Annotated in this window: 21 protein-coding genes; 14 read left to right on the top strand and 7 right to left on the bottom strand. The window is 70.5% G+C overall.

Annotated elements, in window-relative coordinates; all coding sequences use genetic code 11:
* The first annotated feature begins 527 nt into the window (after positions 1-527).
* A complete protein-coding gene (locus BUQ68_RS07260; RefSeq protein WP_075215284.1) occupies positions 528-782 on the top strand; it encodes a DUF3297 family protein in 255 nt (84 codons plus the stop codon).
* A gap of 64 nt (positions 783-846) precedes the next feature.
* Here the strand turns inward: BUQ68_RS07260 and BUQ68_RS07255 are convergent, their stop codons facing one another.
* On the bottom strand, positions 847-1884 hold the full coding sequence (locus tag BUQ68_RS07255) for an LLM class flavin-dependent oxidoreductase (protein ID WP_075215283.1): 1038 nt from the start codon (positions 1882-1884) through the stop codon (positions 847-849).
* Positions 1885-2430: 546 nt separating this feature from the next.
* On the opposite strand from BUQ68_RS07255, the gene BUQ68_RS07250 reads away from it, so the two are divergent.
* Together BUQ68_RS07250 and BUQ68_RS07245 are read left to right on the top strand one after the other, a co-directional pair.
* Positions 2431-3945, top strand: coding sequence for an MATE family efflux transporter (locus BUQ68_RS07250; protein ID WP_075215282.1), 1515 nt, complete (start codon positions 2431-2433; stop codon positions 3943-3945).
* On the top strand, positions 3942-5195 hold the full coding sequence (locus BUQ68_RS07245; RefSeq protein WP_075215281.1) for a DMT family transporter: 1254 nt from the start codon (positions 3942-3944) through the stop codon (positions 5193-5195). Before BUQ68_RS07250 ends, BUQ68_RS07245 begins: the two co-directional genes overlap by 4 nt.
* A 239-nt stretch (positions 5196-5434) precedes the next feature.
* Here the strand turns inward: BUQ68_RS07245 and BUQ68_RS07240 are convergent, their stop codons facing one another.
* A complete protein-coding gene (locus BUQ68_RS07240) occupies positions 5435-6457 on the bottom strand; it encodes a LysR family transcriptional regulator (RefSeq protein ID WP_083656370.1) in 1023 nt (340 codons plus the stop codon).
* Between the two features lie 411 nt (positions 6458-6868).
* Between BUQ68_RS07240 and BUQ68_RS07235 the strand changes: the two genes are divergently transcribed.
* The 5 genes from BUQ68_RS07235 (at position 6869) to BUQ68_RS07215 (ending at position 11891) form a co-directional block, all read left to right on the top strand.
* Positions 6869-8170 (top strand): NtaA/DmoA family FMN-dependent monooxygenase, encoded by a 1302-nt coding sequence (locus BUQ68_RS07235; RefSeq protein WP_075215280.1) that lies wholly within the window; start codon positions 6869-6871, stop codon positions 8168-8170.
* 93 nt (positions 8171-8263) lie between these two features.
* Positions 8264-9571 (top strand): NtaA/DmoA family FMN-dependent monooxygenase, encoded by a 1308-nt coding sequence (locus BUQ68_RS07230; protein ID WP_075215279.1) that lies wholly within the window; start codon positions 8264-8266, stop codon positions 9569-9571.
* A gap of 276 nt (positions 9572-9847) precedes the next feature.
* On the top strand, positions 9848-10390 hold the full coding sequence (locus BUQ68_RS07225; protein WP_245293188.1) for a flavin reductase: 543 nt from the start codon (positions 9848-9850) through the stop codon (positions 10388-10390).
* Positions 10391-10557: 167 nt separating this feature from the next.
* A complete protein-coding gene (ribB, locus tag BUQ68_RS07220) occupies positions 10558-11229 on the top strand; it encodes a 3,4-dihydroxy-2-butanone-4-phosphate synthase (protein ID WP_083656369.1) in 672 nt (223 codons plus the stop codon).
* Positions 11230-11372: 143 nt separating this feature from the next.
* Positions 11373-11891 (top strand): flavin reductase family protein, encoded by a 519-nt coding sequence (locus BUQ68_RS07215; protein WP_075215278.1) that lies wholly within the window; start codon positions 11373-11375, stop codon positions 11889-11891.
* An 838-nt stretch (positions 11892-12729) separates the two neighbouring features.
* Here BUQ68_RS07215 and BUQ68_RS07210 read toward each other — a convergent pair.
* The 5 genes from BUQ68_RS07210 to BUQ68_RS07190 form a co-directional block, all read right to left on the bottom strand.
* Positions 12730-13509, bottom strand: coding sequence for an amino acid ABC transporter ATP-binding protein (locus BUQ68_RS07210; protein WP_075215277.1), 780 nt, complete (start codon positions 13507-13509; stop codon positions 12730-12732).
* Positions 13506-14375, bottom strand: coding sequence for an ABC transporter permease (locus BUQ68_RS07205; protein WP_075215276.1), 870 nt, complete (start codon positions 14373-14375; stop codon positions 13506-13508). The genes BUQ68_RS07210 and BUQ68_RS07205 overlap by 4 nt, the downstream gene beginning before the upstream one ends.
* Positions 14372-15070, bottom strand: a complete 699-nt coding sequence (locus BUQ68_RS07200; RefSeq protein ID WP_075215275.1) for an ABC transporter permease — start codon at positions 15068-15070, stop codon at positions 14372-14374. Before BUQ68_RS07200 ends, BUQ68_RS07205 begins: the two co-directional genes overlap by 4 nt.
* Before the next feature lie 88 nt (positions 15071-15158).
* Positions 15159-16010: a transporter substrate-binding domain-containing protein gene (locus BUQ68_RS07195; protein WP_075215274.1), complete on the bottom strand. Its 852-nt coding sequence runs from the start codon at positions 16008-16010 to the stop codon at positions 15159-15161.
* Positions 16011-16336: 326 nt separating this feature from the next.
* Complete coding sequence (locus BUQ68_RS07190) at positions 16337-17650, bottom strand: NtaA/DmoA family FMN-dependent monooxygenase (protein ID WP_075215273.1); 1314 nt, start codon at positions 17648-17650, stop codon at positions 16337-16339.
* 390 nt (positions 17651-18040) lie between these two features.
* Between BUQ68_RS07190 and BUQ68_RS07185 the strand changes: the two genes are divergently transcribed.
* From BUQ68_RS07185 to BUQ68_RS07160, 6 genes are all read left to right on the top strand, one after another.
* Positions 18041-18892: an alpha/beta fold hydrolase gene (locus tag BUQ68_RS07185; RefSeq protein WP_075215272.1), complete on the top strand. Its 852-nt coding sequence runs from the start codon at positions 18041-18043 to the stop codon at positions 18890-18892.
* A 118-nt stretch (positions 18893-19010) separates the two neighbouring features.
* Positions 19011-19358, top strand: a complete 348-nt coding sequence (locus BUQ68_RS23045) for a hypothetical protein (protein WP_075215271.1) — start codon at positions 19011-19013, stop codon at positions 19356-19358.
* Positions 19359-19555: 197 nt separating this feature from the next.
* Positions 19556-20854, top strand: coding sequence for a glycosyltransferase (locus BUQ68_RS07175; RefSeq protein WP_075215270.1), 1299 nt, complete (start codon positions 19556-19558; stop codon positions 20852-20854).
* A complete protein-coding gene (gene crtY / locus BUQ68_RS07170; protein WP_075215269.1) occupies positions 20851-22041 on the top strand; it encodes a lycopene beta-cyclase CrtY in 1191 nt (396 codons plus the stop codon). Before BUQ68_RS07175 ends, crtY begins: the two co-directional genes overlap by 4 nt.
* Positions 22038-23648, top strand: a complete 1611-nt coding sequence (locus BUQ68_RS07165) for a phytoene desaturase (RefSeq protein WP_083656366.1) — start codon at positions 22038-22040, stop codon at positions 23646-23648. The genes crtY and BUQ68_RS07165 overlap by 4 nt, the downstream gene beginning before the upstream one ends.
* Positions 23645-24586, top strand: a complete 942-nt coding sequence (locus BUQ68_RS07160) for a phytoene/squalene synthase family protein (RefSeq protein ID WP_075215268.1) — start codon at positions 23645-23647, stop codon at positions 24584-24586. The genes BUQ68_RS07165 and BUQ68_RS07160 overlap by 4 nt, the downstream gene beginning before the upstream one ends.
* Positions 24587-24648 lie beyond the last annotated feature (62 nt).

The raw sequence follows: 24648 nt of genomic DNA, 5'->3' as shown, positions 1-24648 counted from the left end.
CCCGCACCGGTGCGGACACCCCCACCTGCGGTTGGGTCCCGGCCTCCGCCGGGGTGACGACCGGGATGGACGTGGACGCAATCCCGACCCGCCTCCACCCTCCCCGTCCCCCTTGAACGTCATCCCGGCGAACGCCGGGATCCAACCGACCGCGACCGACCCACACCGATGCGGACACCCCCGCCTTCGGTTGGGCCCCGGCGTTCGCCGGGGTGACGACCGGGATGAGCGTGGACGCAGTCCCGACCCGCCTCCACCCTCCCCGTCCCTCCCTCCACCCGCCCCGTCCCGCTTGAACGTCATCCCGACGAACGTCGGGATCCAACCGACAATTACGGCCCCCCACGACGCGGACAATCCCACCGTCGGCTGGACCCCGGGCTTCACCGAGGTGACGACCCGGGGGATGCGGGGAGCCCAACACCGCCGGGCATCATCCGCCACCAGCCAGCCCCCGGCCTCTCCCCGCCCTTGTCCCCCGCGCCCGCGCCGTCTATCTCTCCGGCCGACCGAAACGGAGATCCCTCATGTCCGATACCCCGCCAGACCGCCTCTCCAACGACCCCGACAGCCCCTTCTATGACGCGAGCACGCTGGAGCGCGGCGTCGGGATCCGGTTCAAGGGCCAGGAGAAGACCAACGTGGAGGAGTATTGCGTCAGCGAGGGCTGGGTGCGCGTGGCGGCCGGAGCCGCGAAGGACCGCAAGGGCAAGCCGCTCACGCTGAAGCTGAAGGGCCCGGTGGAGCCCTATTTCCGCGACCCGGTCGAGGAGACGCCCTGACCGTCGGCGGCGCGCCGACGAGCGGCCGCCGCCCCTCCGGCGCAAGCCCACGAGTCCCCCAGCCTCAGGCGGCGGCGCGCGGCTCCAGTCCCGCCGCCTCGGCGATCAGCGCATAGGACCGCGTGCGGATCTCCGCCGGATAGCCGGGCGCGAACACCACCATCTCGTCGAGCCCGTAGGCCTCCACCATGGCGCGGAGCGCCGTCACCACTTGGGTCGGCGTGCCGACGAGGGCGAGGCGGCGGAGCTTGTCCACCTGACCTTCCTCGTGGGCGGTGAGGGTCCGCGCCGCGGCCGCGGCGAGGCTCGGGAAGGGCAGGGTGCGGCCCCGGTCGCGGTCGAGCCGCCAGAGCGCATAGGGCCGGAACAGGGCCTCGGCCTCCGCTTCGCTCGGCGCCGCCAGCGCGAACACGCAGAGCGAGGCGGACGGCGTCGCCCGCCGCTGGCTCGGCCGGAAGGTGCGCCGGTAGAGATCCACCGCGTCCGCCGCCCCCATTCCGTCGTTGAAGAAGTGCGCGAAGCAGTAGGGCAGCCCGAAGTGGGCGGCGAGCTGGGCCGTGTAGTTGGTGCTGCCGACGATGAAGCAGTCCGGCGCGGTGGGACCCGCCGGCTGCGCCTTGATGCCGTGGAAGGTGTGGCTGGCGTCCGGCCCGTCGCCGCTCGACCAGGCGATCACGTCCTCCACCCCTTGCGGGAAGGCGTCCATGCCCGACATGGCGAGCGGGTTGTCCATGGCGTCCGGCTTCAGCGCGTAGGTGGTCATCCGGTCCGCGCCCGGTCCGCGGCCAAGGCCGAGGTCCACCCGGCCCGGGGCGATCGCGTCGAGCACGCGGAACTGCTCGGCCACCTTCAGCGGCGCATAGTGCGGCAGCATCACCCCGGCGCTGCCGATCCGGATCGACCGTGTGCTCGCCGCCAGGGCGCCGAGCAGCACCTCCGGTGCCGATCCGGCGATGCCGGCCGTGTTGTGATGCTCCGACACCCAGAAGCGGTGGTAGCCCATCGCCTCGCACGCCCGGCCGAGCGCCAGGGTCTGGCGGATCGCCTCGTCCGGCGTCGTGTCGGCGGCGACGCCCGACTGATCGAGGACCGAAAGGCGCATCGTCTCCTCCCCTGATGGCCCGCGCGGGCGGCGGGCATTCCCGCGCGGGCGGCGGGCATTGTTGTCGAGCCGGCGCATGCGGCGCGGGCGCGCCGGACAACCGCCTCTCCTCGGCGCCCGTCGAATCGCGGCCGCCGTTTCGTCGCCGGAAGGCGAGCAAGACTCATTCCATGTCCGCAAAGGGTGAGGCCGGCTCCGCCGGACGTCAGGGTTTCTCCGGAAGCCGGCCTGCGGAACGGGCGTATCGCCTCCGATCGGAACCACCGGGTGCCGCCGAAAGCGGCGGGCTGCCTGAGGTCCGGGCAACGATGGGTCGGGCCGAGGTGGATCGCGCTTGGCCGTTTGAAGATGGTGTCGGCCGTCGCCGACCGGCTAGTTTCAGGCAAGGTCTTGGATTGACGCTGCTTTTCACGAGCCGCGACCGGCCATCGGCGGCTTTGCCCGACGGCCGGCGGCATCCGCCCCGGCAATCCGCGCCATCGACCGTTCGCCGCCACACCGCCACCGGGCAGGGTCCGTCCGGCCGGCTCCGCCTACCCGAGTGCCATGCCCCCGAGCGACATCCCCGCCCCCACCGCGGTCGTGCCTACCGCCTTCGCCCCCGCCGCACCGCAGCCCGGGCCGCGTCGCACCGTCCAGTCGACCCCGCGCGAGCCCTATCTCACCCACGCGGCCGACACGCTGCGACTGGCCGCGCCCATCTCCATGGGCCACCTCTCCTACCTCGCCATGATGACCGCCACGCTGATGCTGTTCGGGGGCTTGGCGCCCGAGGCCCTGGCGGCCGGCGGCCTGTCGCTGCGGATGGGGCTTAGCACCCACGTGGTGGCCGGCATCCTCCTCTGCGTCGGCGTGCTGGTGGCCGAGGCGCAGGGCGCCCGCGAGACGGACCGCATCCCCGGCCTCTACTGGAACGGCCTCTATCTCTCCGGCGTGCTCTCGGTCGTCTCCTTCACCTGGTTCAGCTTCGGCCACCACGTGCTGATCGCCCTCGACCAGCCGCCCGACGTGGTCGCCCAGACCCGCGACTGCCTGGAGATCATGCGCTGGGCCGAGCCGGCCAACCTCATCCGCCTCGGCCTGATGCGGAGCGTCCTGCCGGCGTTCGGGCTTGCCCGGGTGCTCTACCTGCTGACGCCGCTGTCGCTCCTCCTCTACGCCGGCCTCGCCTGGGCGCTGGTCGGCGGCGAGATGGGCCTGCCGGCCCTCGGCTGGCACGGCATCCCGACCGCCATGGTCATCGCCATGACGCTGAGCGCCCTCGCCATGCTGGCGACGGTCCACTGCACCCGCTTCCGCCGGCAGATCCCGCTCGCCCGGCCAAGCCTTGCCACCCTCGGCGAGATCATGCGGCCCGGCCTGCCGATCGGCCTGCAGATGACCGTGGACGGCCTCTTCTTCCTCGCCATGACGCTGCTCGTCGGCCAGCTCGGCGCCGTGGCGCTCGCCGCGCACCAGATCGTCCACAACTTCGGCACCATCTGCTACGTGCTCGCCGCCTCCTGCGGCGACGCGGCGGCGCTGCGCATCAGCTACCGGCGCGGCGCCAAGGCGTTCGACGACGCCGCCACCGCCGGCTACGTGGCCTTCGTGCTCGGCATGGCCGGCATGGCGGTCGCCGCCACCGTCATCTACGTCACGCCGGAGAGCTTCATCGGTCTCTTCATCGACCTGCAGGCGCCGGAGAACGCCGAGATCCTCGCCTTCGCCCTGTCGCTCATCCCGCTCTGCGCCATCTACGTGCTCGCCGACGGCTTCTACGGGGTCGGCATGGGCCTGCAGCGCGGCCTTGCGGACAACACCTTCACCCTCGGGCTCGTCACCGTCAGCTACTGGTGCCTGGGCTTTCCGATCGGCTACGGCCTGATGTTCTGGGCCGACCTCGGCGCCCCGGCGCTCTGGTGGGGGCTGATCGCCGGCCTCACCGGCATCGGCGCCGGCACCATCTGGCGCTATTCGTGGCTGAGCCGCGAGGCCGCCGAGGGGCGCATGCCGCCGCCGCGCCGCCGGCTCCGGCCGGCCGTCGTCACCCCGGCGCCGGTGGGCATCGACCACGCATGAACGCGCCGCTCGCTCGCGCCGGAGCGCCCGCCGAAGCCGATGCGGGTCCGGAGAATGTGCTCCCCACCACCGCCTCCGCGCTGACCCCGGCGGCGGCCGGCCGTCGCCGCATCCGCACCTACCGGCTCGCCGACCTCACCGCCCTGAAGCAGCGCGGCACCGGCCGCTTCCTGATGGCCTCGCCGAACCTGCAGGGCTCGGTGCTGATGGTCACGTCCATCGTGCTCTTCTGCATCATGCTCGCCGGCATCAAGCTCGTCGGCGACCGCCTGCCGGTCACCCAGATCCTGTTCCTGCGCCAGGTGATCCTGTCGCTCTTCCTGGTGCCGCTCTTCCTCGGCGACATCCGCGGCACGCTCAGGACCAACCACCTGAAGCTCCAGCTCGCCCGCGGCGCCTTCTCGCTCGCCTCGCAGCTCTGCTTCTTCGTCGCCCTCGTCAACATGCCGTTCGCCGAAATGACCGCCCTCGGCTTCAGCCAGGTGGTGTTCATGACCATCCTGGCGGTGGTCATCCTGAAGGAGAAGGTGGACGCCCGCCGCTGGCTGGCGACGGCGGTCGGCTTCATCGGCGTGCTCGTCATCCTGAAGCCGACCGGCGAGGGGCTGAACGCCTTCGGCATCATGGCCATCATGGCGGCGCTGCTCGTCTGCGGCGGCACCATCACCATCCGCATGATGGCCCGCCAGGAATCCACCGCCACCATCCTGATCTACCAGACCCTGGTTCTGGTGCCGGCCTATCTCATCCCCACCATCGTCTGGTGGGTGCCGCCGACGCCCGGCGAATGGGCGATCCTGATCGTCATCGGGGCCATTTCCACCTGCGCGCAATGGCTCTTCACCCGCGCCTCGCAGATCGGCGAGGCGGCCGCCATGGCGCCCCTGGAGTTCACCCGGCTCCTCTTCGCGGTGGTGTTCGGCTATTTCCTCTTCGCCGAGGTGCCGGACGTCTCCACCCTGATCGGCTCGGGGATCATCATCGTGGCGACCGTCTACACCATGCGCCGCAACGCCGCGATCCAGGTGCCCCTGCCGGGCGAGAGCGGCCGCGCGCGGCGGCACCGGCTCGGCCCCGCCGTCCGGGCGCGGCTCGCCGGGCTTGGCCGAAGCGCCCAGGCGCTGACCCGGACATCGTTGTCCGCCACCGCCCCGGCCCTTGCGGCGATCCGCCGTTGGCCCGCCCGCCCGCTCCCGGACCGCCCCCACGGCATCCTCGCCCGCCCGTTCGGGACGGTGGACGACGTCTAGGCCTACCGCCTCGCTCTTGAAGTCCGGATTCGGCCGACCATCCCGCGCGTCACGGCCTCACCGGTCGGGCTTGCCTGCGGTCGCAAAGCCCCGACAGGGCAGGACTTTGCGAGCTTGATATCAGGCCGGCATCCCGTGCCCGCAGCGCTTCTCGCACCGGGCCCGACCTGCCGAAGACGACGCGCACGTCCGGCCGCGCCTGACCGCGCCCGGCGTCATTCTGGCCGTGTGACGACCCGTCAGCGTGCCGAGCACTTGATGTCGAACGTGTCCCGTTCCTCGCTCCGCGCCGCCGGCCGCGGCGTCTTCATGCGGGCGGCCGCCAGGGTGGAGACGTTGGGATCGGCCGCGGCCTCCATGTGCAGGTCGATCAGGCAATCGACGAAGCGGCGGGCGAGCTTGAAATCACTGGAGCTCGGCCCCGTGATGGCGGTGATCGGGTTGACCAGATGCGTCATGTCCGAGCGCAGCACGCGCAAAAGCCCCTGTTCCACGTAGCGCTCCGCCATGTGGCTCGGCAGGTAGCCGATGTTGCGGCCGGAGAGGATCAGCGCCAGATGGGCCTGGGCGCCGTGGCCGATGTCGCCGCGCGTCTCCGACTGGCGCACCCGCTCCGGATGGAAATACTCCAGATGGCCGCGGTGGCAGTAGGTGGCCGTCTCGATCATCTCGCGCGTCAGGTCCTCGTCCGCCACATGAAACAGCGGATGCTTCGGCGCGCAGCAGATCCAGGCGTGCTCGTCGTAGAGATGTTCGAAGGAAAGCTGGTGGAACTGGTCGTTGATGAGGCCGATGCCCACGTGGATCAGCCCGTCCGCCACCCGGCCGATCATCTGGAAGCCCAGCATGATCTCCACCTTGAAGCGCACGTTCGGATAATATTCGGAGAAGCGCTCCATCGCGTCGGCGATGCGGCACTTCGGATTGTCCACGATGCCGTCCTGGATACCGAGGGAGAGCTCGTAGATCGTTCCCTCGTTGATGTTGGAGGCGCGCTGCTTGAACGTTTCAATGGAGGCGAACAGCTCCTTGGCGGCCTGGTAGACCACCTCGCCTTCGCGGAACAGCTTGAACCCCTTCGGCCCGCGCTGGCAGAGCCGGGTCCCGAGACGGATCTCCAGCGACTTCAGGTATTCGCTCAGCATGGACTGCGACAAATTGAGTGTCGCCTGTGCGGCAGTGAAACTGCCCTCCTCCACAATGGTGCAGAAGCAGCGGAGAAGCTTCAGATCGACGTCATAGATCTGGCTGAGGTTCGACATGGCGGTCCGATCCCTCCGGGCAAGGCCTTCGCGTGTTCGAAAAAACAGCATCGCAACCTTCGTGCCAGGGCGCCCGCGACATGGAGTCAATCCGGACAACCTCTTAAGTCGCCACTTAATTCGCGCCGCAGTATGGCTTTCCTGCAATGCGGCATACCGGAAGTCCCGTAGGCCGTCGGACGATCTGCCCAGAATGCGACCGAAAAACAGGGCATCTGCCTAAAGGGTCATCTGTCGTTCCGCGGATCGGCGCTTCCCGCTTTCCAGATGGTTCGCCCCCGACCGTTGCGGTTCACTTCCCCTCACGAACCGGAGCACCGGGTTCGGCCGGCCGACGGAGCGCCGACCGCCCCCGCGAAGCCTTCACCCTCGAAGGCTTCCCGCTCGCCCGTCGATTGCTGGGGACCTGCCATGCCGAAGCCGTTTCACCTCGCCTGGTTCATGAATTTCGCCGTGGACGATTGGAACACCACCTATTCCGCCGGCGGCAAGCCGTGGGACGGGTCCTTCTACGTGGACATGGCGCTCTCCATGGAGCGGGCCGGCTTCGACTTCATCATGATCGAAGACACGCTGATGATGTCGGAGGCCTACGGCGAATCCAGCGAGGCGTACCTGAAGTACGCCCTGATGGGCCCGAAGGGCGACCCGGCGCCGCTCGCCGCCCTGATCGGTCAGAAGACCTCCAAGATCGGCGTCGTCGCCACCATGTCGACGCTCGGCTACCCGCCCTTCATGCTGGCCCGCCTCTGCGCCACCCTCGACCACATCTGCAAGGGCCGGTTCGGCTGGAACATCGTGACGAGCGGCGAGGACCTCGCCGCCCAGAACTTCGGCATGGATCATCTGCCCCCGCGCGAGGTCCGCTACGAGATGGCGGACGAATACGTCCAGCTCTGCCTGAAGCTCTGGTCGAGCTGGGAGCCGGGTGCCGTGGTGCGCGACCAGGCCACCAACACCTACGCGGACTACACCAAGGTCAAGCCGATCAACCATGAAGGCAAGTACTTCAAGGTGCGCGGCCCGCTCAACACCACGCCGATGCCGCAGGGCCGCCCGGCCTTCGTACAGGCTGGCGGCTCGCCCCGCGGCCGCCAGTTCGCCGCCGAGACCGCCGACTCGATCATCGTGGCCGCCACCGGCATCCCGGCCATGAAGGAGTTCCGCGACGACATCCGCCGCCGGGCCGAGGGCGCGGGCCGCAATCCGGACGACGTGAAGGTCTTCTTCATCGTCCAGCCCATCCTGGCCGAGACCATGGACGAGGCGAAGGACCGGCACGACCGCTACTTCAACTCCGACACCTACATCGAGATGACGCTCGCCTCGATCTCCTCGGTCACCGACATCGACTTCTCCAAGTTCGACCTCGACGCCGAGCTGCCGCGTCTCACCACCAACGGCGAGCAGGGCTCGCTCGACGCCTTCGCCCAGTGGGGCAAGGGCAAGACGCTCCGCCAGCTCGTCAAGGACCGGGCCACCCGCGGCCTCGACGGCGTGATCGGCACGCCCGACTCGGTCGCCGAGCGCCTCGGCGACGTGATGGAGCAGGTCGGCGGCGACGGCTTCCTGATCTCCTCGCCGTTCCAGAAGGTGAACCGCCAGTACATCAACCAGATCTGCGAAGGCCTCGTTCCGGCCCTGCAGCGGCGCGGCCTGACGCGGACGACCTACACCAAGTCGACCCTGCGCGAGACCATGCGCGAATTCTGATCGACGGGCGGCGCGCCGCGCCCCCGTTCCCGACCGACCCGACATGACATGCGAGCCCGACCACCGCGGGCCACTTCGAGAAGGAAGCTTCCCATGGCGCCCACGCGCTTTCACCTCGGCTGGTTCACCAACTTCACGCCCGACGAGTGGAACAAGCCCTTCGCCAACGGCGGCGAACCCTGGGACGGCCAGTTCTTCATCGACTTCGCCCAGGCCATGGAGCGCGCCTGCTTCGACTACATCATGCTGGAGGACACCCTCATGATCTCGGATGCCTACGGGCATTCGACGGAGGCCTACCTCAAGCACGCCATCATGGGCCCGAAGCACGATCCGGCGCCGCTCGCCGCGCTCCTCGGCGCCAACACGCGGAACATGGGCGTGGTCGCCACTATGTCGACCATGTCCTACCCGCCCTTCATGCTGGCCCGGCTCTGCTCCACGCTCGACCACATCTGCAAGGGCCGGTTCGGCTGGAACATCGTGACCAGCGGCGAAAACCTCGCCGCGCGGAACTTCGGCATGGACGAGCTGCCGCCCCGCCAGGCCCGCTACGACATGGCCGACGAGTTCGTGGCCCTCTGCAAGCAGCTCTGGAACTCCTGGGAGCCGGACGCGGTGGTGCTGAACCGCGAGACCAACACCTACGCGGACCACACCAAGGTCAAGCCGATCAACTTCAAGGGCACCTACTTCCAGTGCCGCGGCCCGCTCAACACGGCACCCTCGCCTCAGGGCGAGCCTGTGTACGTGCAGGCCGGCGGCTCGCCCCGCGGCCGCCAGTTCGCCGCCGAGACAGCCGACAGCATCATCGCGCCGGCCTCCGGCATCGAATGGTGCAAGGCCTATCGCGACGACGTGCGGGCCCGCGCCGCCGCCGCCGGCCGCAACCCGGACGACATCAAGATCCTCTTCCTGGTCGCCCCGATCCTCGGCGAGACCGAGGCCGAGGCGAAGGCCAAGTTCGAGCGGATCCACACCGCGCCGGACTATCTGGAGAAGGTGCTCGCCTCCATCTCGTCCATCACCGACATCGACTTCTCCAAGTTCGATCTGGACGCCGAACTGCCGAAGCTCACCACCAACGGCGAGCAGGGCTCCCTCGACGCCTTCGCCCAGTGGGGCAGCGGCAAGACGCTCCGCGAGCTCTGCATCGAGCAGGTGTCGCGCGGCCTCGACGGCCTCGTCGGCACGCCCGACCAGGTGGCGGACCGCATGGGCGAGATTGCCGACGCCATCGGCGGCGACGGCTTCCTCATCACCCGGCCGTTCACCACCATCATCAGCCGCCAGTACATCAACGAGATCTGCGAGGGCCTCGTGCCGGCCCTGCAGCGGCGCGGCCGGGTGCGCACCGAGTACAAGGGCAGCACGCTGCGCGAAGTGCTGCGCGAATTCTGAGCCGGCGACCGGCGCCGCCCCCCGGGCGGCGCCCGCACCACCCCGTTGCCGCCGCGGTCCAGGCGGTTGGACGGAACCTTGCATGACGAGACCCGGTCGGCACCCGCCGATCGGGTCGCCCGAGTTGAGAGGCGGCCGGATCCGGCGTCGCTTCCCCACCCATCCCTCCCCGCGCCCCGTCACCGGCGCCGGGCCAATCCCGCCGCCCGGTCCAGCAGGGCGATCGTTCCGCCGGAGCCCGGCTCGCCGGGTTCCCGTTTCGCCAGGAGAGCCTTCGTGACCTACTCCGCCACCATCGCCACCCCGGCCGAGCCGCTCGACATTCCGGTCGAGCCGGTGGACCGCCAGGCCTATCGGAACGGCATGTCCAAGCTGGCCGCGGCCGTGAACATCATCACCAGCACGGGTCCGGACGGCCCGGTCGGCTTCACCGCCTCCGCCGTGACCAGCGTCACCGACAGCCCGCCGACGCTGCTCGTCTGCATCAACAAGACCGCCCAGTCCCGCTCGGTGATCCGCGACAGCAAGGTGCTGTGCGTCAACACCGTCGCCGGCCCGCACGAGGACCTCTCCATGCTGTTCGCCGGCGCCGGCGGCAACAAGGACATGGCCGCGCGCTTCGCCGCCGGCGAGTGGAAGACCCTCTCCACCGGCTCGCCGGTGCTCGTCGGCGCCACCGTGTCGTTCGACTGCCGGGTGGTCGAGGTCGCCGAGATCGGCACCCACGACGTGCTCTTCTGCGAGGTTCTCGCCGTGGAGGACGGCGGCGTGCCGGAAGGGCTCGTCTACTTCTCCCGCAAGTTCCACCGCGTCGCTTGAGCGCGCCGGCCCCGGCCGGGCCAGCGCCGACTGGCGCCCCGCCGGCCGGCGCCGGCCACGGTCCGGGTGTCCCGGCGGTCCATCCGCCGGCCTCCCCCGGCCCCGATATCCAGATCGATGACCCGACCGGGACGGCCACCCCCGGTCACGAGCATGCCGAGGTTTCGATGAACAGCTTCGCCCGCCGCGCCGACTACGTGCCCGAGGTTCCGCTCGCCCCGCTCTCGTCCGCCGAGGAGATCATCGCGGAGGCCCGCGCGGGCCGGATGGTGATCCTGGTCGACGACGACGACCGGGAGAACGAAGGCGACCTGATCATCCCGGCCGACTGTGCCACCCCCGAGGTGATCGCCTTCATGGCGCGCAACGCCTGCGGCCTGATCTGCCTGTCGCTCACCCGCGCGCGCATCGACGCCCTCGGCGTGCCGATGATGCGGCACGGTCCGACGCACCGGTTCGAGACGGCCTTCACCATGTCGATCGAGGCCCGCGAGGGCGTCACCACCGGCATCTCGGCCGCCGATCGGGCCCATACGGTGGCGGTCGCCATCGACCCGGCCTACGGTCCGGCCGACATCGTGGTGCCCGGCCACGTCTTCCCGCTCGCCGCCCGCGACGGCGGCGTCCTGGAGCGCCCCGGCCACACCGAGGCGGCCGTGGACCTCGCTCGGCTCGCCGGACGCGCGCCCGCCGGCGTCATCTGCGAGATCATGAACGAGGACGGCACCATGGCCCGCCTGCCGGAGCTGATGGCCTTCGCCTGGCATCACCGGCTGAAGATCGGCACCATCGCCGACCTGATCGCCTACCGGCGCCGCACCGAAGGCGCCGCGTCCTGACCATCGCCCCGGCCGACATCGCCCCCGGCCTGCCGCCGGGCCGGCGGTCCCGCGCGCGCACCGGCCGGACCCGTTCCGGCCGCGGCCTCGGGATCGTCGACCGCCTCCCGGCCCCCCGAGACCTGACCGCTGGAGACCTGCCCATGACCGACACGCCCGCCGCCCTGCCGCCCATCGACGTGAAGACCTTCTGGCGCGTGCTCGGCGAACGCGCCACCGGCATGACCATCGTCACCGCCATGTCCGACGAGGGTCCGACCGGCTTCCTCGGCCTTTCGGCCGCCCACGTGACGGCGGATCCGGCCACGCTCCTCGTCTCCATCGACAAGAAGACCAGCGCGCTCGCCGGCGTGCTTTCCAACCGCCACTTCGCGGTCAACTTCCTGCCCGCCACCGCGACCGCCGTCGCCGACGCCTTCAGCGGCAAGGCCGGCCTCTCCGGCGCCGACCGCTTCTTCGAGGGCGACTGGACCACCCTCGCCTCCGGCGCCCCGGTCTACAAGGCGGCCCTCGGCGTGTTCGACTGCGTGGTCGACGACGTCATCGAGCGCGGCGCTATCTCCATCGTCATCGGCACCGTGGTCGGCGCCACCACCGGCGAGGGCGACCCCCTGGTCTTCTTCCGCGGCAAAACCCGCCCCGGCGTCCTCCCGGCGGCGTAAGGGCGAGGCAGCCTGACCACGCCCTGGCGCGGTTGCCGGCCGAGCCCGCGGGTTGGGTAGAGCTGCGCCAGGCAAGCGGCAGGTCACCCCCTTCTCCACACCCGCCGCCCTCGCTCGTCATGGTCCGCGCAGGCGGACCACCCACGCATTCCCCCAGCCAAGCGCCCCCGGACAAGCTTGCGTGGTCCGCCTGCGCGGACCATGACGATCGCGGAGGATGGGCCTCCGTAGAGCGAGAACTCCCGCAAGCATCAATCGATAACCCCCGCAGCTGGCAGGCCGCGCCCTCTCCTCCCGCACTGCACTCGTCATGGTCCGGTTCAGCCAGACCACCCACGCATTCCCCCCTGGTCAAAGGTCCCCGGAAAAGCGTGGGTGGTCCGCCTGCGCGGACCATGACGATGAGGAAGAGTGGGGCGCCCTTAGAGCGCAAGCTCCCGCATGCATCAACCGGTCACCCCCGCCCCACGGCAGGCTGCGCTCTCTCCTCCCGCACCGTGCTCGTCAGGGTCCGGTTCAGCCGGACCACCCACGCATTTCCCCTGCCAAGCGCGCCCCCGGACAAGCGTGCGTGGTCCGCCGGCGCGGACCATGACGATGAGGGAGAGTGCGGCCTCCGTAGAGCGCAAGCTTCCGCAAGCATCAACCGCTCACCCCCGCCCCACGGCGGGCTGCGCCCTCTCCTCCCGCACCGCGCTCGTTATGGTCCGGTTCAGCCGGGCCATCCACGCATTCCCCCCTGGTCAAACCTCCCCGCCCCTTTACCTCCCCCCCAAACGCACAGCGGCCGCCGGATCCCCTCGGATCCAGCGGCCGCTTCCTATCCCCTCGACTCCCCTCAGTGCAGGATCTGCGCGAGGAAGTTCTTCAAGCGGTCGCTCTTCGGCGTCTCGAAGAACGCGTCGGTGCCGGCCTCTTCCACGATCTCGCCCTGGTCCATGAACACCACGCGGTTCGCCACGCGGCGGGCGAAGCCCATTTCGTGGGTCACGCAGATCATGGTCATGCCGTCCTCGGCGAGGTCCTCCATCACCTGGAGCACCTCCTTGATCATCTCCGGGTCGAGGGCGGAGGTCGGTTCGTCGAACAGCATGATGGGCGGCTCCATGCAGAGCGCGCGGGCGATCGCCACGCGCTGCTGCTGGCCGCCGGAGAGCTGGCTCGGGAACTTGTGCGCCTGCGCGCCGATGTGCACCCGCTCCAGATACTTGGTGGCCACCGCCTCGGCCTGCTCCTTGGAGAGCTTGCGCGTCAGGCGCGGCGCCAGCATGCAGTTCTCCAGGATGGTCAGGTGCGGGAAGAGGTTGAACTGCTGGAACACCATCCCGCACTCCAGCCGCACGTCCTGCACCGAGGTGGGCGAGCCGTCGAGCGTGATGCCGTTGACCACGATGGTGCCGCCGTCGTGCGGCTCCAGGCGGTTGATGGTGCGGATCAGGGTCGACTTGCCGGAGCCCGAGGGGCCGCAGATGACGATCTTCTCGCCCTTGCGGACGGTCAGGTCGATCCCCGACAGGGCCTTAAACTTGCCGTAGTACTTGTCGACCTTGGTCATCTGCACAGCGACGGGGCGAGGGGCGGCGACGGCCGTCAGATCCGACGTCTGGAGGGCGCTCATACGGCATGCTCCTTGGGCGTGGCGGTGGAGAGGGCGGGCGCCGGGGCCTTCACGGGGGCGGTGCGGCGGCCGAAGTTGGCCATGCGGCGGAGCGGCGGCACGGGCGCCGCCGGGGCGGCGCCGTCGATCGGCAGCGCCGCGCCGGGCGCCGGCTCCTTCACGGTCGCTTCCCGGACATTGTGGCGGTTGAGGTGCCGTTCCAGCGCGTTGAAACCGAGCCGGATCAGGTTCACGAAGCACCAGTAGAAGGCCGCCGCCGTCAGGATCGGGGTGAACGGGTCGTAGGTCTCCTCGAACAGCTCGTTGGCGACCGCCGTCAGGTCCACCACCGTGATCACGCTCACCACCGCCGTGCCCTTGGCGAACATCACCACCTCGTTCTGATAGGCGGCGAGGCCGTAGCGCATGGCAAGCGGCAGGCGGATGTAGGTGAAGGTCTCCCGCGGGGTAAGGCCGAGGGCCGAGCTGGCCTCGATCAGGCCTGCCGGGACGGCGGAGAGCGAGCCGCGCACCACGTCGACCATGAAGGCCACGTGGTTGAGCGTCAGGCCGATCACCGCGCAGGCGAAGGCGCTGCCGAAGATCACCCAGAGCGGCCCTTCGCGAAGCGCCTCGATCTGCCCGAAGCCGTAGTAGACGAGGTAGAGCAGGATCAGGAGCGGCGCGCCGCGGAAGAACACCACGAACAGCGCCGCCGGAACCGCCAGCAGCGGGCTCTTCGACATGCGGGCCAGCGTCACCAGGATGGAGAGCGGCAGGCCGATGGTCAGCACCAGGACCGTCAGAAAGACGGTGGTCATCAGGCCTTCCGCCATCTGCGGAATGCTGTCCCAGGCAAGAGCCAGGTCGATCGGAAGCGCACTCATGCTTTGACCTCCGCGATGCCGCGGTTGAAGCGGGTTTCAAGCCGAGCCGACAGACGCAGCGTCAGGGCGCTGAAGGCGATGAAGAAGAGGGACGCGGCGATGAAGAAGATGAAGGGCTCCTTGGTGGCCCCCGCCGCGATCTTGGCGTTCGCCACCAGGTCGTTGAGACCGGCCAGCGAGACGAGCGGCGTGTCCTTGAGGACGATCATCCAGATGTTGATGAGGCCCGGCAGGGCGAGCCGGGTGAGCTGCGGCAGGATCACGTGCCGCCAGGCGGCGATCGGCCGGATGGCGAGGGCCGAGCAGGCCTCGAACTGGCCCTTGGGCAGGTTCATCACCGCCCCGTGCACCAGTTCGGCGATGTAGCAGGCATAGACGATGGTCAGCGCCGCCACGCCGGCGCCGAACGGCGTCACGTCGAACGAGCGGTCGGTGCCGAAGATGCCCGACAGCATGGCGCTGCCGCCGTAGTAGAGCAGGAAGATGATCAGGAGCGACGGCACGCCCATGATGATCGACGAGTAGACCTTCCAGAAGGCCTGGATCACGATGTTCTTGGACAGGGTGATGATGCCGACCAGCACACCGATCACCAGGGCGAGGCTGAAACCCGCGGCGAACAGCTGGAGCGTGACGTAGGCACCCTGGGCCATCTGCCAGAGGTAGCCGTTGAATTGATCCGAGAACAATTCCATCGCGGAAGCCTCCTTGGCCTTGCGCAAGGGGGCGGGGAGCGGCGCGCGCCGGTCTCCCCGCCGCTGGGGAACGGGACGGGATGCCCGCTCAGTTGGTCTTGGCCTCGCAAGCCGCGTCGGCCGGCATGGTGGTGATGTCGAGGTACTTCTTGCGGATCTTCGTGTAGGTGCAGTCCGCGATCATCTCGCTGAGCGTCGCGTCGATGCGGGCGAGAAGCTCTTCCTTGCCCTTGGGCACCGCCCACGACAGGCCGCGCTCGGCCTCCGGCACGCTCTCCTCGCCGATCCAGTACTCGCCGCCGTAGAGCTTGTAGTCCTTGCCTTCCGGCTTGTTGATCAGCTCCAGGGTGACGTTGATCTTGGCTTCGAACAGCATGTTGATGCGGCCGGCCAAAAGGTCCATGCGGGTCTGGTCCGGGTTGTCGTAGAAGGTGTACTCGATCGAGTCGCCGAGCCAGTTCTCGATGTACTTGATGTGGGCGCCGCCGCGCTGCATGCCGATCTTCACGCCCTTGCCGGCGAGCGCTTCCTTGGTGAGCTCGTACTCGAAGTTCGCCGGCACCACGAAGGTCATCGGGTTGGCGACGACGCGCTGGGTGAAGAGCATCTTCTCCTTGCGCTCGGGCGTCGGCGTCAGCTGGCTGATCAGGACGTCGAACTTGCCCTGCAGCATGGACGGCACCAGGGCCTTGAAGTCCATGACCAGGATCTCGCACTCAACCTTCATGCGGGCGCACATCTCGCGGGCGAGATCGGGCTCCACGCCCGTCAGGTTGCCGGCCGAATCGACCATGCTGAAGGGCGGGTAGACGCCTTCGTTGCCGAGCTTCAGGGTCTCGGCGCGGGCCGAGACGGCGGTGCCGGCAAAGAGGCTGCCGGCGATCGCGAGCGATCCCAGGAAGGCGGCGAAACGGCGGGCTGCGGACGGATGAGCGGACATGACGGTGGACCTCGACGGCCAGGAGAAATGTGGCGGTTAGCGGGTGACGGGCCGGCTTTCCGGCCTTTGAAGACAGGTCCCCGGGCTTTTCGCCTCGTCCGGGACAATGCTGGTCGGCGTATCCTCCCCCGCCAGCCACTCGCACCAGTGTGCACCATTTCGAACAACGGTCAAGTATAATTACGTATTTTGAGGGTTTCGAGACCAAACAATTTCCGCGTTCTTCTTCAGGAATCCTGAGACTGACATCGGAAAAACGCAGATAATGCCGGCGTTCCTGGCATCAACCTGGAACGCCGGCACGGTTTATCTTGGCAACGGCGCGCTCAGAACTCCAGCAGGTTGTCGCGAAGCTGCTCGTGCGCATACTTGGTCCGCACCAGGCCGCGCTGCTGCAGGGCCGGCACGAGGCCGTCGCAGATGGTCGCGATGGATCGCCGGGAGACGTCCGGCAGGTTGATCAGGAAGCCGTCGCCGCCGACCTCCTCCATGGCCTCGGCCATCTGGCCGGCGACCACGTCGGGGGTGCCGACCAGCTCGGTGGAATAGCCGCCGCTGGCGTGGGCGATGATCGCCTCGCGCAGCGTCTTCTTGCCGGCCTTGGTGACGAACTGGGCGAGCGACGACTGGTGGCCGTTGGTGGTCAGTTCGCCCACCGGGGCGTCCAGGTCGTGGCCGGAGAAGTCGATGTTGGTGCTCCAGCCGAGCTGGGCGAGGCAGCGGTCCACGTTGTTGGAGGCCCACACGGCGCGCTGCTCGGCGCGCCAGTTGGCCTCGTCCATGGTCTCCGCCACGATGGGCGTCACCAGGAACAGCGTCTTGCAGCTGTTCGGGTCGCGGCCCATGGCGGTCATCTGGGAGCGGATGTCGTCGCGGTAGGCCTTCATGGCCGGAATGCCCCGGGGCGCGGCCACGATGGTGTCGGCGTAGCGGGCCGCGAAGGTCTTGCCCTTCACCGATCCGCCGGCCTGGGCGATCACCGGCTGGCCCTGCGGCAGCGGGCCGGAGTTCAGCGGCCCGCGGCAGCGGTAGTATTCGCCCTCGAAGTCGATGGTGTGGACCTTGGTGTGGTCGATCAGGATGCCGCTCTTGCGGTCCGCCACGATGGCGCCCGGCTCCCAGCTACCCCAGAGCTGCTTGCAGATCTGGATATACTCCTCGGCCATGTCGTAGCGCTTGTCGTGGTCCGGCAGCCGGTCGGCGCCGAAGTTCATGGCCGAGAGGTCCGACGAGCCTGTCACCATGTTCCAGCCGCCGCGGCCGGACGAGATCTGGTCGAGCGTGCCGACGATGCGGGCGGTGAGGTAGGGCGCGTAGGCGAAGGTGGAGAGCGTCGGCACGATGCCGAGGCGGGTGGTCGCCGCCGCCATGATGGAGGCCACCACGGACGGCTCCTGGCGCGGCACCGACATGCCGTTCTCCAGGAACATCTGCCGGGAGTCCTTCCAGTTCTGGCCGATGTAGATGGAGTCCTCGATCAGGATGTAGTCGAAGCCGGCCCGCTCCATGTTGCGGACGAGGTCGAGGAACATGGAGGCCGTGCCCCATTCCTCGCTGATGTTGCCCGTCCACGGGCTGCCCCACGCCTGGATGCTCGATCCCTGCAGAAACCAGGCAAGGTGAAACGGATTGGCGGCCATGGCGACGGGTCCTTCCGGCATTCGCTCCGAGCGGATCGAACCGTCCGGTCCGCCCCGATCCTTTGATCATGGGCACCAGCCTAGACGCCGCACCGCAGCATCGACCATCAACAAGGGGCAATGCATCGTTTCGGCCCCACCCTGCCGCAGGCTGCCCGTGCTTTTCGCCACAACGGCTAAAAACGCGGCAGACACCTTGGGGAATGGGCTTTAACCGCCTGTTTTAAATTGAGTATCTGCATATCGTCAGGCGTCGCCGCGGCTGATCACCTGATAAGCGGACACTTAACGCGGTACCGGGCGAGCGCCCCGCTGCAACCCGAAGCCGGGTTCGCGGATTGAGGGACCGGGGGCGAGTCAATCGGGTGTTCCCGCATCCTCGGGTGATCGATGTCAGACCCTCTCCTCGGCCGGACCGTCGTCGTCGACGGCCGCCGGATCCACTTCCATGTGCGCGGCAACGGCCCGCCGGTCCTCCTCCTGCACGGGCTCGGGAGCCTCGCCGAGGAGATGCTGCCGGCGTTTCAGGCCTGCCTGCCGGGCCGGCGCCTCATCGCCCCGGACCGTCCGGGCTACGGCTACAGCGACCCGCTGCCGGAGGCCGAGGCCGGTCCGGACGGCCAGGCCGACCGGATCGCCGGCTTCCTCGCCGTCCTCGGCATCGACCAGGCGACCGTCGTGGCCCACTCCATCGGCGCCGGCACCGGGCTCGCCCTGGCGGCGCGCCACCCGGCGCGGGTGTCGGCGCTCCTACTCCTGGCGCCCTTCTGCCGGCCGACGCCGCACGCGTCGATGCCGCTCCTTCGCACCGCCATCACGCCCCTCATCGGCAAGGTGGTGCGGAGCGCCGTGGTGCCCCTGATCGCGCCGCTGATCGGCCCCGGCGTCATCGCCGCCGCGCTCAGTCCGAACCGGGTGCCGGACTACCTCTCCGATTTCCCGTACGGCCACGCCGGCCGCGACAGCGCCATCCTGGCCATGGCGGCCGAACTCCTCGCCTTCAACGACGCCATGGCGCTCATCGCCCCCCGGCTCGCCGAAGGCCGGGTGCCGATCGCCGTCCTGGTCGGCGACGCGGACGAGATCGCCCTGCCCGACTGGCACCTCGCGTGGCTGTCGGCGCTCCGGCCCGACACCCGCGTCACCACCTTGGCCGGCATCGGCCACGCGCCCCACCACGCGGCCGGCGCCGCCGTCTCGGCGCTCGCCGCCGACCTCACCCGGCGCGCCGCGCCGATCTGACGACGGCGTGACAACACGGCCCCGCGCCCCGGCGCCCGGTTTCGCGGCACCCCGGGGGGAACAAAGCCGCCCGGCCGGGTGTCTCACCGCCACACCCCTTCCGCCGGAGACACGACCCATGACGAAGGACATCCGCACCGCCGACCGCCTCCGCCACGACATCGACAGCAGCGCCTCCTCCGGCAAGGTCGCCTTTCCGGACCCCGCCGCCTCGCCGCTCGGCACCGACGACGAGGCCGGCGGACGGCCCAACTCGGTCGAGGCGGTGCAGGAGGCGGCCAGCCACGAGCTGAGGGGCGGCACCGGCACCGCCCACGGCCAAAGCACCTCCGAGACCGGCCGCCTGATCAGCGGCGAGCCCGGCCGCACCGCCAACGCCACGGCGACGCCCGGCTTCATCCTCCCCCTCGTCGGCGTCCTGGTGCTCGCCGCGATCGTCGGCGTGATCGGCTTCCTCGTCGTCTGAACCGCGCCCGGCCGCGCGCCGGCCGGTCGAACCGCGATGCCATGCGTGTTCCCGCCCTTTCGGCGGTTCTCCGCGGCTTCTTGCCTCCGGCAACGGCCGGTCACGGAACCGTGGGCCATGCGATGCGAAAAATCCGGAACCGGAAGGCGAAGCGTGAGCGTTGAAGGGACAGACTCCCTGACCAGACCGGCGGCCCCTTGCACTTCGCCTTCTTCGCCCCGTCCTTTCCCAGCCACGTGGCCGCCCTGGAGGCGATCGCCATGGTGCTGGTGGCGCGCGGCCACCGGGCGACGCTCGTCCATCGGCCGGACGTTGCGGCCTTCATCCGCGATCCGCGCTTCGCCTTCGAGCCGGTCGGCGCCGACACCCACCCGCCCGGCTCGCTCGCCCCGGTCCTCGCCCGGGCGGCCCGGCCCGGCGGCCCGCTCGGCATCCGCCGGGTGGTCGCCGACATGGTGGAAGCCACCGACCTCCTTGCCGCGCAGGCGCCGGACGTCCTTCGCCGCATCGGCGCCGACGCGGTGGTGGCCGACCAGATGGAGCCGGCCGGACCGCTTGTCGCCGCCTATCTCGGCCTGCCCTTCGTCTCCGTCGCCTGCGCCCTGCCGGTGGAGCGCGAGCCCGCCGTGCCGCTTCCCGTGCTGCCGTTCGACTACGACCCCTCCCCGCGCGGTCTCAGCCGCAACCGGATCGGCGAGCGGATCAACACGCTCCTGATGCGCCCGCACGAGGCCGAGGTCGCCCGCTGGGCCGATCGGCTGGGCGTGCCGCCCCGGCGCGCGCTCCACGAGGGCCTGTCGCCGCTCGCCGGCATCGTGCAGCTGGTGCGCCGGTTCGACTTTCCCCGCACGGCCTTGCCAGCCCACGTCCACCACGTCGGCCCCTTCCGGGCGACCGAGGGCGACGCGGTGCCGCTGCCGGCCGATCTCCAGCGCTTCCTCGTCGACGAGGTCGATGGCCGGCCGCTCGTCTTCTGCTCCCTCGGCACCTTGCAGGGCGGCCGCCTCGGCCTCTTCCAGACCGTCGCGAAGGCCGCGCGCCGGGCCGGCGCCGCGACGCTGGTCGCCCACTGCGGCCTCCTCTCCGCCGCCGAGGCCGCGCGCATCGGCGCCGACCGGGTGGTGGCCTTCGCGCCCCAGCGGGCGGTGATCGCCCGCGCCGCCGTGGTGGTCACCCACGCCGGCCTCAACACGGTGATGGACGCGCTCTCCTTCGGCGTGCCGCTCCTCGCCCTGCCGATCGCGTTCGACCAGCCCGGCATGGCGGCCCGCATCCGCCACGCCCGGGTCGGCCTCTCCGTCGACCCGCGCCGCGCCACCGTGCGCCGCATCGAAGCCGCGCTCCGCACCCTCCTCGCCGATCCCGGCTGGCGCGGCCGCGCCGCGAGCTTTGCCGCCGATATCGCGGCGGCCGGCGGGGCCGAGCGCGCCGCCGACATCATCCTCGCCGCGGTCCGCGGCCGGGCACCCGTCCTCGTCGAAGGAACCCGTCCATGAGCCGGCGCCCCGCCGCCCTTTCGCCAGATCCGCGCCCCGACGTGCTCCTCGTCGGCGGCGGCCTCGCCAACGGGCTGATCGCCCTCGCCCTCGCGGCCCGCCGGCCGGACCTGACGGTGCGCATCCTAGAGGCCGGCGACCGGCTCGGCGGCAACCACACCTGGTCCTTCCACGATACCGATCTCGACACGGACGGCGACGCTCTCGTGGCCCCGCTGGTCGTCCACCGCTGGGCGTCCCAGGCCGTGCGCTTCCCCGGGCTCAACCGCGCGCTCTCCAGCGGCTACGCCACCGTCAGCGCCGAGCGCTTCGACCAGGTGATGACCCACCGGCTCGGCCCTGCCATCACCTGCGGCGCCCGCGCCGTGTCGGTCACGCCGACCAGCGTCACTCTCGCCGACGGCCGCACCCTCGAGGCCGGAACGGTGATCGACGGCCGCGGCCCCACCGCCATGCCGCACCTGACGCTCGGCTGGCAGAGCTTTCTCGGCGAGGAGATCCGCCTCGCCCGCCCGCACGGCCTGACGGCGCCCGTCATCATGGACGCCACCGTGCCCCAGCGCGGCGGCTACCGCTTCGTCTACCTCCTCCCCTTCGGCCCCGACCGCCTCCTGGTGGAGGACACCGCCTACGCCGACGACCCGGACCCGACCGGCCTTGCCCATGCGGAGAGCCTTGCCGCCTACTGCCGCCTGCACGGCCTTCAGGGCGACGTGATCCGCCGGGAGGACGGCATCTTGCCGATCACCCTCGACGGCGACGTGGAAGCGCTCTGGCGCGCGGCCGCCGGCGTGCCGCAATCGGGGCTCCGCGCCGGGCTCTTCCACCCGACCACCGGCTATTCCCTGCCGGAGGCCGTCCGCCTCGCCCTCCTCGTCGCCGCCCTGCCGGATTTCTCCGCCCCGGCCGTGTTCGAGGCGATCCGCCATCACGCCCGCAAGCGCTTCGCCGAAGGGCGGCTCTTCCGGGCGCTCAACCGCATGCTCTTCCGCGCCGCACGGCCGGAGGAGCGCGTCGGCGTCATGGAGCGCTTCTATCGCCTGCCGCAGCCGCTGATCGAGCGCTTCTACGCCGGCCGGCCGACCCTCGTCGACACGGCCCGCCTCCTCACCGGCAAGCCGCCGGTGCCGGTCGGCCGGGCGCTCGTCGCCATCACGGCCCCGTTCGCCCGAGGACACCGCGCATGACCGCCGCCGCCGCCGCTTCCCCGCGCCCCACCGCCGGATCGCCCCGCACCGCCGTGGTGATCGGCGCAGGCTTCGGCGGCCTCGCGCTCGCCTGCCGGCTGCAGGCCGCCGGCATCCGCACCACGCTCCTTGAAAAGCGCGACAAGCCCGGCGGCCGCGCCTACGTCTACGAGGACCAGGGCTTCGTGTTCGACGCCGGCCCCACCGTCATCACCGATCCGGCCTGCCTGGAGGAGGTGTTCGCCGCCGGCGGGCGCCGTATGGCCGACTATGTGACGCTCCTGCCGGTCACGCCCTTCTATCGTCTGGCCTGGGAGGACGGCTCCCACTTCGACTACCTGGACGACCAGGAGGCCCTCGACCGTCAGATCGCCGCCCGCAACCCGGACGACGTGGCGGGCTACCGCCGCTTCCTCGCCTATTCGGAGGCGGTCTTTGAGGAGGGCTACGTCAAGCTCGGCGCCGTGCCCTTCCAGTCCTTCGCCGACATGGTGCGCGTCGCCCCGCAGCTCGCCCGGCTGGAGGCCTGGCGCAGCGTCTACGGCATGGTCTCGCGCTTCATCAAGGACGAACACCTGCGCCAGGTCTTCTCCTTCCATTCGCTCCTCGTCGGCGGCAATCCCTTCGCCACCTCGTCCATCTACACGCTGATCCACGCGCTCGAACGGCGCGGCGGCGTCTGGTTCGCCAAGGGCGGCACGGGGGCGCTGATCGCCGGCCTCTGCCACCTGTTCGCCGACCTCGGCGGCACCCTCCGCCTCGGAACGCCCGTGGAGGCCATCCTCACCGAGGGCGACCGGGTCACCGGCGTCGCGGTCGGCGGCGAGACCATCCCGGCCGATCTCGTCGCCTCCAACGGCGACGTGGTGCACACCTATGGCCGCCTCCTTTCCGGCCACCCGCGCGGGCCGGCCCAGGCGAAGGCGCTCGCCGCCAAGCGGCACAGCATGTCGCTCTTCGTCGTCTACTTCGGCCTGAAGCGGAACCACACCCAACTCGCCCACCACACGGTCTGCTTCGGCCCGCGCTACAAGGGCCTCATCGACGAGATCTTCAAGCGCGACAGCCTCGCGGAGGACTTCTCGCTCTACCTGCACGCCCCGTCCGTCACCGACCCGACCCTCGCCCCGGCCGGCGCGGGCAGCTACTACGTGCTCGCCCCGGTGCCGCACCTCGGCAACGCGCCGATCGACTGGGAAGCCGAAGGCCCGCGCTACCGCAACCGCATCCTCGCCTATCTGGAGGAGCGCTACATGCCGGGGCTCCGGGACGACCTCGTCACCGTCCGCCACTTCACGCCCTTCGACTTCCGCGACGAACTCAACGCCCACGTGGGCTCCGCCTTCTCGCTGGAGCCCATCCTCACCCAGAGCGCCTGGTTCCGGCCGCACAACCGCGACGACCGGATCGGCAACCTCTACATCGTCGGCGCCGGCACCCATCCGGGCGCCGGAGTGCCGGGCGTCGTCGGCTCCGCCAAGGCGACCGCCGGCCTCATCCTCGCCGACCTCGGCATCACTGCTCCGACGCCGCGTCCGGGAACGCCCGACACGGCCGCGCCCGGCCGGTCCGCCGCCGCCGTGCCGGAAACCGGACCCGCCGCATGACAGCCACCGCCGCCCACACCACCGCCGACGCCGTGATGGCGGCTGGATCGAAGAGCTTCGCCGCCGCCGCCCGCCTGTTCGACCCGCCGACCCGCCAGAGCGCCGTCCTCCTCTACGCCTGGTGCCGCCACTGCGACGACGTGATCGACGGCCAGGTGCTCGGCCACGGCCGCGCCGGCGCCGCCGCCCATCCGGCCGACCGGCTCGCCCGGCTGCAGGACCTGACCCGCCGCGCGCTGTCCGGCGAGCCGATGGCGGACCCGGCCTTCCGCGCGCTCCAGACCGTCGCCGCCACCCACGCCCTGCCGCACCGCTGGCCGCTCGACCACCTGGAGGGCTTCCGCATGGACGTGGAGGGGCGCACCTACCGCACCCTTCCCGACCTCCTCGCCTATTGCCACGGGGTCGCGGGCGTCGTCGGCCTGATGATGGCGCACATCATGGGCGTGCGCGGCGGCGACCCGGTGGGGGACGACACGCTCGACCGGGCCATGGACCTCGGCCTTGCCTTCCAGCTCACCAACATCGCCCGCGACATCGTCGACGACGCGGAGGTCGGCCGCTGCTACCTGCCGCTCGACTGGCTCGACGAGGCCGGCATCCCGCCCGCCGACGCGGCCGCCGCGCGCCACCGCCCGGCGCTCGCCACCGTCGCCCGCCGCCTCGTGGAGGCGGCCGAGCCCCATTATGCGTCCGCCGCCATCGGCATCGGCCGGCTGCCCACCCGCTCCGCCTGGGCGGTCGCCACGGCCGCCGAGGTCTACCGGGCGATCGGCACCAAGGTCGTCGCCGCCGGCCCCGCCGCCTGGGACGGCCGCATCGCCACCGGCCGCACCGAGAAGCTCCGCCATGCGGCCTCCGCCGCCGTCGTCGCCCTGGTGCCGCGCCGCGACTGGCAGGCCCGCCGCCCCGCCGACCTCTGGCCCCGCCCGCGCTGACCGTCCCGCGCCGGATCTACCCGCCCCGGCGGGCGGGGACGCTGCCGCCTCTCCGTCTCCGG

The organism is Mongoliimonas terrestris, from assembly GCF_001927285.1.
GTDB lineage: Bacteria > Pseudomonadota > Alphaproteobacteria > Rhizobiales > Pleomorphomonadaceae > Chthonobacter > Chthonobacter terrestris.
This window is presented reverse-complemented; position numbering and strand designations above follow the sequence as displayed.